The sequence below is a fragment of the Chitinophaga terrae (ex Kim and Jung 2007) genome, from assembly GCF_900107795.1.
Taxonomy (GTDB): Bacteria; Bacteroidota; Bacteroidia; order Chitinophagales; family Chitinophagaceae; genus Chitinophaga; species Chitinophaga terrae.
This window is the reverse complement of sequence record NZ_FNRL01000023.1, coordinates 66,222-79,184: the sequence shown is the minus strand read 5'-3', so window position 1 is coordinate 79,184 and position 12,963 is coordinate 66,222. Positions and strand designations below refer to the sequence as shown.

13 protein-coding genes are annotated in these 12,963 nt (G+C 45.1%); 9 read left to right on the top strand and 4 right to left on the bottom strand.

The window, feature by feature from the left end; genetic code table 11:
• Window position 1: 1 nt before the first annotated feature.
• Both BLV62_RS21000 and gpmI read right to left on the bottom strand, forming a co-directional pair.
• Complete coding sequence (locus BLV62_RS21000; protein WP_089763988.1) at window positions 2-583, bottom strand: hypothetical protein; 582 nt, start codon at window positions 581-583, stop codon at window positions 2-4.
• Window positions 584-945: 362 nt separating this feature from the next.
• Window positions 946-2,469, bottom strand: a complete 1,524-nt coding sequence (gene gpmI, locus BLV62_RS20995; RefSeq protein ID WP_089763987.1) for a 2,3-bisphosphoglycerate-independent phosphoglycerate mutase — start codon at window positions 2,467-2,469, stop codon at window positions 946-948.
• A 290-nt stretch (window positions 2,470-2,759) separates the two neighbouring features.
• Here gpmI and BLV62_RS20990 point away from each other — a divergent pair, with 290 nt between their 5' ends.
• The 5 genes from BLV62_RS20990 to BLV62_RS20970 all read left to right on the top strand — a co-directional run bounded on the left by BLV62_RS20990 (window position 2,760) and on the right by BLV62_RS20970 (window position 7,186).
• On the top strand, window positions 2,760-3,176 hold the full coding sequence (locus tag BLV62_RS20990; protein ID WP_089763985.1) for a DUF4783 domain-containing protein: 417 nt from the start codon (window positions 2,760-2,762) through the stop codon (window positions 3,174-3,176).
• 129 nt (window positions 3,177-3,305) lie between these two features.
• Entirely contained in the window at window positions 3,306-4,157 is an 852-nt protein-coding gene (gene nadC, locus BLV62_RS20985; RefSeq protein ID WP_089763982.1) for a carboxylating nicotinate-nucleotide diphosphorylase, read from the top strand.
• A 10-nt stretch (window positions 4,158-4,167) separates the two neighbouring features.
• Entirely contained in the window at window positions 4,168-5,049 is an 882-nt protein-coding gene (locus tag BLV62_RS20980; protein ID WP_089763980.1) for a diacylglycerol/lipid kinase family protein, read from the top strand.
• 17 nt (window positions 5,050-5,066) lie between these two features.
• A complete protein-coding gene (locus BLV62_RS20975; RefSeq protein WP_089763978.1) occupies window positions 5,067-5,405 on the top strand; it encodes a translation initiation factor in 339 nt (112 codons plus the stop codon).
• Window positions 5,406-5,632: 227 nt separating this feature from the next.
• Complete coding sequence (locus BLV62_RS20970; RefSeq protein ID WP_089763976.1) at window positions 5,633-7,186, top strand: ArnT family glycosyltransferase; 1,554 nt, start codon at window positions 5,633-5,635, stop codon at window positions 7,184-7,186.
• On the opposite strand, the gene BLV62_RS20965 is transcribed toward BLV62_RS20970, so the two are convergent.
• A complete protein-coding gene (locus BLV62_RS20965) occupies window positions 7,180-7,944 on the bottom strand; it encodes a biotin--[acetyl-CoA-carboxylase] ligase (protein ID WP_225889660.1) in 765 nt (254 codons plus the stop codon). The two genes, BLV62_RS20970 and BLV62_RS20965, sit on opposite strands and share 7 nt — an antisense overlap.
• Before the next feature lie 148 nt (window positions 7,945-8,092).
• Between BLV62_RS20965 and rsfS the strand changes: the two genes are divergently transcribed.
• From rsfS to BLV62_RS20945, 4 genes are all read left to right on the top strand, one after another.
• Window positions 8,093-8,497, top strand: coding sequence for a ribosome silencing factor (gene rsfS, locus BLV62_RS20960; RefSeq protein ID WP_089763974.1), 405 nt, complete (start codon window positions 8,093-8,095; stop codon window positions 8,495-8,497).
• 76 nt (window positions 8,498-8,573) lie between these two features.
• Window positions 8,574-10,601, top strand: a complete 2,028-nt coding sequence (gene ftsH, locus BLV62_RS20955; RefSeq protein WP_089763972.1) for an ATP-dependent zinc metalloprotease FtsH — start codon at window positions 8,574-8,576, stop codon at window positions 10,599-10,601.
• A gap of 7 nt (window positions 10,602-10,608) precedes the next feature.
• Window positions 10,609-11,244, top strand: coding sequence for a LutC/YkgG family protein (locus BLV62_RS20950; protein WP_089764056.1), 636 nt, complete (start codon window positions 10,609-10,611; stop codon window positions 11,242-11,244).
• 97 nt (window positions 11,245-11,341) lie between these two features.
• Complete coding sequence (locus BLV62_RS20945) at window positions 11,342-12,145, top strand: UDP-2,3-diacylglucosamine diphosphatase (RefSeq protein ID WP_089763970.1); 804 nt, start codon at window positions 11,342-11,344, stop codon at window positions 12,143-12,145.
• Here the strand turns inward: BLV62_RS20945 and recO are convergent.
• A complete protein-coding gene (recO, locus tag BLV62_RS20940) occupies window positions 12,124-12,861 on the bottom strand; it encodes a DNA repair protein RecO (protein ID WP_089763968.1) in 738 nt (245 codons plus the stop codon). The genes BLV62_RS20945 and recO overlap by 22 nt on opposite strands.
• Between the last annotated feature and the right edge of the window lie 102 nt (window positions 12,862-12,963).

The following is a 12,963-nucleotide window of genomic DNA, read 5'->3' as shown; positions in this document are numbered from 1 at the left end:
ACTAATTCCCGTTTTTAGGTGCTATGCTAACAACTGCCTCTAATACCTTAGGTTGCAGAAATGCTATTTTCTGGTAAGTAGCCATCCGGACCTGTTTCTGACGGATGTATTGCAGGTCCTGGCGGTATTCATACACCAGGTTACTGGTATAGGAATGTATATTGATCTGTTGGATATTACCTGTTTTATCCAGCTCCATTGTAATTTCGGACGGCGATGTTTGTTTGCCTTTCGATTGATAGATCACAGTGGTTTTGCCCGAAAAGGAATCGTAGATGCTGGAAGTATCGTATTCTTCTTTCAGGGAAGGTTTATTCAGGTCAATGTCCTGGAAGGGTTTAAGCAGGTCGTGCACTGTTGTGCTGTCGGCTACGCTGCTAACCTTATCAGCTTCATTATTGAGGGTGACCGATTTATTTAATATATAATTTCCTGAAATTAACTGAGAATTTTCGGATTTAAAGTAAGCCGGCAGATCTGCGAATTTCCTGGACTTCTTGTCTTCCGGGGCCGGGTCCGTCATCTTACAGGCGCTCAGGCCAACAAGGATCGTCAGTGCTGTTCCTAACCAGTATTTAATCATTCTACAAAATTAAGATTAAGAGCCGAAAAAAATGCGCCGTAAAAACGGCGCATCGATGCATGAGCAAATCTGTCGAGAGCACTAAAAAATATATCATTCAACCTTTGGGCTGAAAATTATTTCAGGGGTCCATAGTTAAACGGGGGGCATAAACGAAATGTTACAGCCCGTGTAAAAAACTTTTCACGGAGAGGTCTCACGCAAAGAGGCTGAGGAAGCAAAGAAGCATAAGATATATTTTTAAGGAAAATAAGAAAGCAAAGAGGAAGATTGCATTATAATCTTACTTCTTTGCTTTCTTAATATTCGCTCTGGTCAAAAAATCTTATGCTTCTTTGCTTCCTCAGCCTCTTTGCGAGAAACTAGGCCAGCACTTCTCCCGTCATTTCCGCTGGGATCGGCAATCCCATGAATTTCAGGATAGTTGGAGCAATATCGCCCAGTTTACCGTCTTTTACCGGCCCATTGAAATCTTTACTGATAATAAAGAATGGAACCAGGTTCAGGGAGTGGGCAGTGTTAGGAGAACCGTCAGGATTGATCATGAAGTCGGCATTTCCATGGTCGGCGGTGAGGAACACAGTATAATCGCTTGCCAGGGCAGCGGTCACAACTTTCTCCACGCAACTGTCTACCGTTTCAACGGCTTTGACCACAGCATCAAAAACGCCGGTATGGCCAACCATATCGGCATTGGCGAAGTTCAGCGCAATGAAATCGGCTGATTTCTTTTCCAGTTCCGGTACAATAGTGCTGGTAACTTCATAGGCGCTCATTTCAGGCTTGAGGTCGTAGGTGGCTACTTTAGGAGAAGCTACGATCATCCTGCGTTCGCCGTTGAATTCTTTTTCGCGGCCGCCCGAGAAGAAGAACGAAACGTGAGGGTATTTCTCTGTTTCTGCAATACGGATCTGGGTTAAGCCATCTTTTTCCAGTACTTCGCCCAGCGTCATGTTCAGGTTATCGTTTTCGAAGATAACATGTACATTCTTATAGGTTTTATCGTACTCGGTCATGGTGGTATAGAAAAGGTTCAGCGGCTTCATACCAAAGTCTGGGAACGCTTCCTGGGTGAGCACCTGGGTGATCTCGCGGCACCGGTCTGTACGGAAGTTGAAGCACAGTACGGCGTCTCCGTCCTGGATAGTAGCCAGCGGTTTTTCGCCATCTGCCGTAGCGATAATCGGTTTAATGAACTCGTCGGTTACGCCTTCTGCATAAGAGGCTTTTACAGCTGTTGGAATATCCTGGGTCAGGGCGCCGGTACCGTTTACCAGTGCATCGTAGGCCAGCTTTACTCTTTCCCAGCGTTTATCCCGATCCATGGCATAATAGCGGCCGGTTACAGATGCTATTTTACCAACGGTTTTATCCAGGTGTGCGGAAAGATCTTCCAGGAAACCAAGCCCGCTTTTCGGATCTGTATCACGGCCATCAGTGAAGGCGTGAACAAATACTTTTTCCAGTCCTTTTTCTTTGGCGATGGTAGCCAGTGCTTTCAGGTGTTCGATATGCGAGTGTACGCCGCCATCGCTTACCAGCCCGATTAAATGAAGGGCTTTGCCATTATCTTTTGCATGTGCCAGCGTTTCCTGGAGTACCGGATTCTTAGCCAGTTCTCCTTCACGGATGGCTACATTGATCCTTTGAAGTTCCTGGTAAACGATCCGGCCTGCGCCAATATTGAGGTGACCAACTTCTGAGTTACCCATCTGTCCGTCGGGCAATCCTACTGCTTCGCCACAGGTAACAAGGTGGCTATGTGGATATTTATTGTATAAGCTGCTTACAAAAGGGGTTTTAGCATGAGCTATTGCATCGGCTGATGGTACTTTACCTTCGCCCCATCCATCCATAATTACCAGAATGGCTCTTTTTTTTTCCATATCCTATCAGGTTTTTAAAAATATATCACTTCAGAAGATGTGAAAGTAATTATAAAGGGTTTAAATTTTTTGCAAAAATAAACTTAATGGCGATTAAGTCAGATAATTTCAAAATTGCATAGATGATAGCTAAACTATATTCTAATTATAACATATTTAAAACCGTATTAATTGTTTATTGATTCATCCCTACCACGATAATGTGATTTTATTGATTTGCAGGCGCTTTGGCATAGTTTTAGCTTTTAATTTGTGTTTGCAAAATCACATTTTTAATAAAATAACTGACAATGAAGAAGCTATTGATCGTGCTGGGGATTATGTTGTTGGGAGGTGTTTTTAATGCATTAACATTATCAGCTAAACCAGTTATTGTTACTGTGGCGGCCGGTCCGTTTGATGACATTGTAACTGCGCTTAAACAGGGTGATGTTAATGGGCTTTCCAGGCTTTTCGACTCCAATGTCGAAATAAATATCGCCGGAAAATCGAATTCTTACAGTAAAGCTCAGGCAGAGATCATCTTAAAGGATTTCTTTGCCAAGAATCCGGTTAAATCTTTTGAGCTGGCTCACCAGGGTGGTGATAATTCTCGTTTCGGAATTGGTAACATGACTTCTTCCGGAGGCAATTACAGGGTTACATTTTTCCTTCAAAAGAAGGGCAATACAGTGGTACTCAGTGAATTGCGCTTTGAGAACAAATAAAAATGCCAATATAAATAATTGAAAAGCCCCGGTGCTTCGCAAATATTGCGAGGCACTTTTTATTTTTGGGAAATTTTACCCCTGTGAAGGAGCGAATTCTTTAGGGAGCAGAAGTTAATCTTATCAGTTATGTTAGAAGAAGCAGCATTAAATGCGTTTATAAGAAGTGCCCTGACCGAAGATATAGGAAGCGGCGACCACTCCACGATGGCTTGTATCCCTCCCACCGCCAAAGGCAAGGCAGTGTTAAAGATCAAAGAAGACGGCATCATGGCTGGCATGCAGGTGGCGGAGGCCATCCTGAAATGGCTGGATATGTTCACCGTTTTCACTCCCTATAAAAAAGACGGGGAAGCAATGAAGGCCGGCGAAATCGCATTTGAAGCTGAAGCTGCGGTGCATACCCTCCTCATGGGCGAAAGACTGATCCTGAACTGCATGCAGCGAATGAGCGGCATCGCTACCCTTACTCACCAATACGTTGAGAAGCTTAAAGGCTACCACACAAAGATCCTGGATACCCGCAAAACAACGCCTAACTTCCGTATGCTGGAAAAAGAAGCAGTTCGCATCGGCGGCGGCGTAAACCATAGGATGGGATTATATGATATGATCATGCTGAAAGATAATCATATCGACTTCTCAGGCGGTATCACCGCCGCAATCACCAATACCGTTGCTTACTTAAAGGAAAAGAACCTCCCATTGCAGATAGAAGTGGAAACCAGGAATATAGAGGATGTAAAAGAAGTGCTGGCGGTTGGGCAGGTGAACAGGATCATGCTCGACAACTTCGCGCCCGCCGATATTGTTGCTGCTCTAAAGCTGATAGACGGAAAGTATGAAACAGAGGCCTCTGGCGGGATCACTCTGGATAATATAGAAGACTATGCAAAAACAGGAGTGGATTATATTTCTGTTGGAGCCATTATACACCATGCCGTAAGCCTGGACTTAAGTTTAAAAGCCATTATTTTATAAATCAACTCTTTTGAAGAAGATACTTTTTATCATCAATCGCAAGGCAGGCACCGACAGGGAGAAAAGGCTGGGAAGCGCTATCAGTAAATATTTACCTGCAGACCAGTTCGATGTAAAGATCGAATATCTTGCTTACCTGGGCCATGGCGCAGATCTGGGAAGGGAGGCAGTGAAGAATAATATTGATATAGTAGTAGCAGTGGGCGGCGATGGTTCTATCAACGAAATAGCACAGGGGTTGATCGGCAGCACAACCGCGCTGGCCATACTTCCGCTGGGAAGCGGCAATGGCCTGGCACGTGCGCTGAAGATACCGCTCGATATTGCCAGGGCTTTACGCCTCATCGTCAACAACCAACAACGGAAAATAGATGTCGGCTACGCGAACGAACATCTTTTTCTAAGTAATGCAGGCGTAGGGTTTGATGCGCTGGTGGCAGAACAGTTCAGGAACAATACCAAACGCGGCTTAAGCGGTTATGCAAAACTGGTGCTGAAGAGCTTCAACTCTTACGATCCTTCTGTTTACGAAATCAATATTGATGGTAAACCTATTTCTACCAAAGCATTCCTGTTAACAGTGGCCAATGGCAACCAGTTCGGGTACGAGTTCAAACTGGCGCCCAAAGCCAATGTATTCGACGGGCAGCTGGATCTTTGCATTGTTCCGCCTATCGGCGTAATGGGCCTGTTGCCAATGAGTGTATTTTCTTTGATTGGAAACATCGATCAAACCCGTTATCTTAAACATTATGTAGGAAAGAATATCACTATTCAGAGCAGCGATCTCAAATACCTGCAGGTAGATGGCGACGCTGTGCCGTTAACACAGGATGGCACGGTTAACATTCGCATCCAGCCTGCCGCGCTTTCTGTAATAGTGAACGGATAACCTTAAAACATTGTACTATGTCTAAAAAGAAAAATAATACTGCAGGCGGTATAGTTTATTCTACCGATCCTAATTACTCTTTTCAACAGGAACCGGAAGAAGAAGTGAATACCCTTGCCCCTGCGGATCAGGTGCTGCGAGTGATATTGGATAAAAAACAAAGAGCCGGTAAAGTAGTTACATTGGTAACAGGTTTTGTTGGTAAAGAAGAAGACCTTGAGAAACTGGGTAAAGAATTAAAAACAAAATGCGGTACCGGCGGTAGTGTGAAGGATGGTGAAATCCTTATCCAGGGCGATTATAAAGAAAAGGTTATAAAGTGGTTACTCGATTGGGGCTATAAAAAAACGAAGTAGCTGTTGATGTTGCATGAAATAAAATGCAGCAATGTTGCGAATTCATTTTTTTTTAAATCAGGGAAATTTCACAATTTGTTAACGCACTTTATCAACCAAAATCTTGTTATCATTTTCAACAGAAAATGATTGCACGGTAATCGGGAATTACTGCAATGCCTACAAACAAGATATTTATCTAAGCGGAAATACATGGCACCAAACTGTATTTCCGCTTTTTTCATACTATGAATGCTTTAACAGTATCCCCGCAAAAAAATAACCCGCTGTGGTTATTAGCTATCTTATTAATTGCAAAGATCCTCCTTCAATACCTGGTAGTTAATCCTTGCTACGATTTGCACAGGGACGAATACTTACATCTCGATATGGCCAACCACCTTGCCGGCGGCTATCTATCTGTTCCTCCCTTAACCTCCTGGAATTCATTATTGATACAATGGCTGGGCAATACCGAATTCTGGGTAAGGTTCTTTCCTGCTTTATACGGGGTATTGACAATGTTGCTTACCTGGAAGATGATCAATATGCTTGGCGGTTCCTGGTTTGCCCAGTTGCTGGCAGGAGTTGCATTCCTTTGTTCGGGAATGACGCGTATTCACATGTTCTACCAGCCTAATTCGGTGGATATACTTGCCTGGACTATTATCTTGTGGTTGTTGATAAAATATATCAATAACCCTAAGGATACTTACATAATTTGGATCGGTATAGTGTTGGGCGTTGGAATATTGAACAAATACAATATTCTTTTTTTCGCAGTCGGCTTGCTGGTTGCATTGATACTGACGCCGCTCAGGGCTGTATTCAGGAAAAACGCTTTTTATACGGCTATAGGGCTGGCTGTCTTGATAGCACTGCCTAATATCATCTGGCAGGTAAAGCACGGTTACCCGGTGTTGCATCATATGCAGGAACTGGCGGAAACCCAGTTGGTGCATAACAACAGGATGGATTTTATTACGGGGCAGCTTATATTTTTTCTTGGAGGAGCATTTCTTACCGTGGCCGGGCTCCTGGCTTTGTTGTTTTATAAACCGTTCAGGCCATACAGGAGCATTGCAATAATTTACTTTGTTACGATACTGCTGTTCGTTTACCTGAAAGCGAAAAGTTATTATTCGCTGGGCTTATACCCTACTTTGCTGGCTTTCGGGAGTACCTACTGGGAGCAGCTTTTCCAACGCTGGAAATATATGCGCCTGCTCTGGCTGGCGGTGATCGTCTTTCCTTTTGTGCTGATCCTGAACGCGGCTTTTCCGTTGCTGAAGCCGGAAGGGGTAGCAAGGGAAGCGGCGCGGTTTAAGGCGTTGGGTCTTTCTAGATGGGAAGATGGAAAAGAGCATGAGATCCCGCAAGACTTTGCAGATATGCTGGGGTGGAGAGAAATGTCGGCCCTCGGGCTGAAAGCCTGGCAGCAGGTGCCGGAGGCGGAAAAGAAGCATACCCTTGTACTGTGCGATAATTATGGCCAGGCCGGCGCCCTGAATTATTTTAATAAAGGGAAGATGCCTTTTGCTGTAGCCATGGAAGCTGATTACGTGTTCTGGTTTCCGAAAACGGACACCGTCCGTTATGTGATCAAAATCGGACACGGTCCCGACTCAACAGCGAGCAAAGGGATCGGGAATATTCAAAGGATCGGAAAACTTTCAGATCCCTTTGCACGGGAGTATGGCTGGGGAACGGAGGTTTACCTGCTCTCCGGTTTCACCGGCGATGTGCATTCCCTGTTGCAGCAGCGGTTGCAGAAAAAGCAGCAAAGTTATATGGCTCAGTGATTTTGGGAACCGAGTACAAATTCTACCTCCCCGAAACCCAGTTTCAGCATCTCTCCGCTCTCTTTTTCCAGGCACAGATGCCCGTCGGGCAGCACGTCCCGGATGGTTCCCCGGAAGGTTTCGCCGTCTTTTTTGTATAAGGCCGGTTGCTGCCAGCGGAACAGCCTGGAAGTATATTCCTTCAGCATTGCTTCATAGTTGGAAGGATGTATTTGTTTTATCCTGTTTTCGAGCGAGGCGCAGAGGACTTTTGCTACTTCAATGGCTTCCCGGCGTTTGCCGGTGATCTGGAGTAAGGAAACTGCATTGGGTAGTTCAGGAGGGAAGGCAGGTTGGTTTACATTGAACCCGATACCGATAATGGCATATTGCCAGATGCTGCCTCTTAAAACATTCTCGATCAGGATGCCGCCTGCCTTTCTGTCACGCCAGTAAATGTCGTTGGGCCACTTTATTACGGTCTCGTCTCCTGCCAGGGAAATGAAGCAATCGGCTGCGCCGAGCGCTACGGCAACGCTCAGCATAAATTGCCTGGAAAGCGGCAGCATAGATGGTTGCAGAGCAATGCTTAAAGCGCTGATATCTCCGGGCTGGGCTATCCATGTTTTACCACGGGTACCTTTACCGGCTGTTTGGTTACTGGTGAACCAGGCTGTACCGGATGTCACTTTGCCGGTATTGACCTGTTCCATGGCATAGTTATTGGTGCTACCAACTTCGTCTAATATATATAACGGGTGTCCAATCACATGAATCATTTTTAGTCTGAATCCAGCCCGAAAAGTAATTCATTTTATTATTTTCTTAACAAATCCGGGCCCCCGCGAGCGATATTAAACATGTTATATTACTGCTTGTTTAGTAACTTTGACAATTAAAGATTATTTTTAACAAAAACGAGATTTATTGGCACCCTTAACCGTTCTGAGTACTAGAAAGAAGGCGCAACAACGCCTGACCAGAGAAAGTGAAATTTTTACCACCATCATTAAGGCCATACAGGATAAGAAGGGGGAAAATATCGTATCCCTGGATCTACGCCAGATTCCTGAAGCTGTGGCCGATTTCTTTATAATATGTGAAGCCAATTCAGGCACCCAGGTAAAAGCAATCGCGGATTATGTGGAGGAAGAGGTAGAAAAAAATACATCTGAAACACCATATAAACATGAAGGCTTTAATTCACAGCAATGGGTATTGGTCGACTATGTGAATGTAGTCGTACATGTATTCCAGCCCGAAAACCGGAAATTCTATAATCTGGAGGAAATGTGGAGTGATGCCGATAGAATGGACCACACAGACGACTAAACAAAACAGTTGTTTTAGAATTTAATTATTCATATTATTCTGATAGCAATAAACATCCGTAAAGGAGCGTAAGATTATGGAAAAAGGAGGCAATAACTTCAACAAGGGTTCAGAGAAAGCACCTAAGAAAGGACCGAAGTTCAATATATACTGGGTGTATGCCATTATCGGCATAGCCCTGCTTGCAATGAACTTGGCGGGAGATTGGAAATCTCCTAGCAAAGAGATCAGTTTCCAGGAGTTCCAGGTAAATTACCTGAAACCAGGAGACGTTGATCGTCTGGTAGTTGTGAACAAAAAGTATGTAGAAGTCTACATAAAACCGGATTCTCTTAAACTGCCTAAATTCAATGCTGTAAACAAAACGAAATTTGGTAGCGAAAATCCTGGACCGCACTTCCGTTTTACAATCGGTAGTGAAGAAAGTTTCAAAAAAGATATCGATAAAGCACAGGAAGGAGTTCCTATCGAAAACCAGGTTAAGATCTCGTACGACGAGCGTACCGGTTGGTTCGAACCTATCTTCCAGTTGCTGCTGCCGATCATCCTTATCATTGGTTTGTGGATCCTGCTCATGAGAAAAATGGGCGGCCCTGCCGGCGGTAGCGGAGGTCCTGGCGGTATCTTCAACATTGGTAAATCAAAAGCAACCCTCTTCGATAAAGGCACCCGTGTAAACATCACCTTTAACGATGTTGCAGGTCTGGACGAAGCGAAAGTAGAGGTAATGGAAATCGTGGATTTCCTGAAAAACCCTAAGAAATACACCTCTTTAGGTGGTAAAATTCCTAAAGGTGCTTTACTGGTAGGCCCTCCGGGCACCGGTAAAACCCTCCTGGCCAAAGCAATGGCCGGCGAAGCCCAGGTACCATTCTTCTCTATGTCCGGTTCCGATTTCGTGGAACTGTTCGTAGGAGTTGGCGCCAGCAGGGTACGCGACCTGTTCAAACAGGCCAGGGAAAAAGCGCCTTGTATCATCTTCATCGACGAAATTGACGCCATCGGCCGTGCCAGGGGTAAAAACGTGATGATGAGCAACGACGAACGCGAAAATACCCTTAACCAGCTCCTGGTTGAAATGGATGGTTTCGGAACAGACAGCGGTATCATTATCCTGGCTGCTACCAACCGCCCGGATGTACTGGACAGCGCGTTACTGCGCCCAGGGCGTTTCGACCGTCAGATCTCTATCGACAAACCAGATCTGGCCGGCAGGGAAACTATTTTCGAAGTTCACCTGAAACCGATCAAAACTTCTCCAAATCTTGATATCAAGAAATTAGCTTCCATGACTCCTGGCTTTGCCGGCGCCGACATCGCTAACGTTTGTAACGAAGCAGCCCTGATCGCCGCACGTAAAGGCAAAACACAGGTTGAAATGGAAGACTTCAACGACGCCATCGACCGCGTAATAGGAGGTCTGGAGAAAAAGAACAAGATCATCTCTCCTGAAGAAAAAGAAGTGATCGCATACCATGAAGCAGGTCATGCTATCTGCGGCTGGTTCCTTGAACACGCTAACCCACTGGTAAAAGTAACCATTGTTCCGCGCGGTGTTGCTGCCTTAGGGTATGCTCAGTACCTGCCTAAAGAACAATACCTGTATAACACCGAGCAGCTGATGGATGATATCTGTATGACCCTCGGCGGCCGTGCAGTGGAAGAACTGGTATTCGGAAAGATCTCTACAGGCGCACAAAACGACCTGCAGGTGATCACCCGTATGGCTTACGCTATGGTAACCGTATACGGTATGAACGAAAAAGTTGGTAACGTTTCGTTCTATGATCCGAACAGCGATCAGTCATTCACCAAGCCTTACTCAGAAGAAACTTCCCGCCTGATAGACGAAGAAGTGCGTAAACTGATCGAAGGCGCTTATGAAAGAACTAAAAAACTGCTCACAGAAAAAATTGACGCAGTAAAAATATTAGCTCAGGAACTTTTGAAGAAGGAAGTACTTTACCAGGCCGACCTAGAACGCCTGATCGGTAAACGTCCTTTTGATACGCATAAAGAACATCCAAAGAATGAAGGAATGACCACAGATGGTATCCATCCATCCGACATCATCAATCCTTCACCTTCACCAGCTAATGCTTAAGAGTGATATGAAAATCTCTCCTGCCAAGGAAAATATTCTGAAAAGAGTGCGAAATGCGCTCAGTCAGCCGGTTCAGTTGCCCTTCCCAAATTCGGAGGGCAACTCGTCTGTTTTCCGCACGGAGAATGAAAGCCTGGAAATTAAGTTCGCAGAGGAGTTCACCCGCTTACAGGGAAAGTTCGTTTTCTGCAGCAGTAAAGGAGAATTGCTGGATACTTTAAGAGCCTTGTGCGAACACAAAGACTGGCATAATGTATACTGCCAGACGCCCGCTCTCTTAAAGCAGATCAACCAGGATCAATTAAACGTCTTGAACCGCGGAACCATGCACGAAGCAGATGCCGCCATCACAGACTGCGAATACCTGGTATCCAGGACCGGAACAGTGGTGTTAAGCGCCGCCCAGCCAAGTGGCCGCGCCCTTCCCGTATACGCGCCCGTACATATCATTGTTGCCTATACGCACCAACTGGTATTCGATTTAAAAGATGCACTGAATAAGCTGAAAGATAAGTATGGCAACGATCTGCCTTCTTCTATCTCTTTTGCTACAGGCCCAAGCCGCACAGCAGATATTGAAAAAACACTGGTAGTCGGCATTCACGGACCTAAAGAAGTGTATGTATTTTTAGTAGACGAATAATAGCATGAAATAATTTATAGCCTTTAGTATTGGATTTTAGTAATATCATTGCACATTACTAAAAGCTGAACACTAAAGGCTATTACTTTTTAAAGAAATGGAGATCCAGTTACCTGCCAATAAGAAAGTATACTTTGCTTCTGATTTTCACCTGGGAGTGCCTGATCCTGCCGCCAGCAGGGAAAGGGAAAAATTGCTCCTGCAATGGTTTGACCAGATAGAAGCCGATGCTGCCCATATCTTCCTGGTAGGTGATATCTTCGATTTCTGGTTCGAATACAAACACGTGATCCCTAAAGGGTATACCCGTGTATTAGGCCGCCTTGCTTCGTTAAGAGATAAAGGCATAGGTATTTCCGTATTCATTGGCAACCATGATATGTGGATGGATGGATATTTTGAAGATGAACTGGATATACCGGTATATTACGAACCCCAAACTTTTACCATAGGCAGCAAACGCTTTTACATAGGCCATGGCGACGGACTTGGCCCCGGTGATCATGGTTATAAATTCCTGAAAAAAGTATTTCGCAACCCCGTTTGCAGATGGCTGTTCTCTGCTATTCACCCCTCCTGGGGCATAGCGCTCGCCAACTACTTCAGCCGCAAAAGCCGGGCTGCAACCGGCCAGGAGCTGGAACACTTCCTCGGCGAAGAGAACGAATGGCTCGCTATTTACAGCAAGGAAGTCTTGCAAAAAGAACACTTCGATTACTTCATCTTCGGCCACCGGCACCTGCCGCTGGATATTCAACTGAAAGATAACAGCCGGTACATCAACCTGGGCGACTGGATCAACTACTTCTCCTATGCCGAATTCGACGGCCGGAAAGTGGATCTCCGTTTCTTTACTGAAGCCGGTAAAAAGGCCGCTGATCAGGCGTCTAAGATCTCGTGAAGAATAGGCGGCGAATGCATCTCCGTGAAATCGGGCAAATGCAGTTGAAAGAAATCAAGGTAGGCGTACAGCAATCTTCTCCTTTTGTCTTTACTCATTGTAATGGTAACCAGTTCAGGGATCCCTGCGCAACGGAATATCCTGTCTGTCAGTTCACTGCATTCAGGGTCCAGGTGATAGCTGTGATGCGGAGGGAGGTCTGTGAATGTACCTTCCTGCAGATCGAGGAATGGGGTGTATTCTGAAAAATGACCGTTTAACCTGAAGCCCAGCTGCTCCCCTACTTTCAGGGTGTAATACAGGGGCAGGTTGGCGATAGCCGGCATGGGGGCCAGGTCTAAATACCGCAAAGTATTTTCAGTGAAATAGTACAATTCCAGGTGTTGTTCCGGTTGCTTCAGGCATTTTTGCAGCAACTCTATTATATACAGGGCTACCGTATTCTTTACCACGTTTAACTGAACAGACGTATAGATATGTCCCAGCTTGAACTCGGAGATGCGGTGAATATTCTTGATATCCTGGTGGTATACGACCATCTCCAGGATATTGCCCGGTTGGAGCAAATTCCCTTTTGCAGCTTTAGGTTTGGAGGATCGGGCGCCATTTACAATGTATGATTGCAATCCGAAAAGCTCTGTAAATACACTCAGGATCAGGCTTGTATCTCCATACTTCACCGCACGTAAAACGATACCGCGGGTTTTATGTAGCATTGAATATCGGTAAAAGCGCAAATTTACAGGAATTAACCTGGTTTATTGTAGCAGCGTTAAGAGTTGTTAACTATCAGCTTAGCTATTTTTGTTTACCTTTAC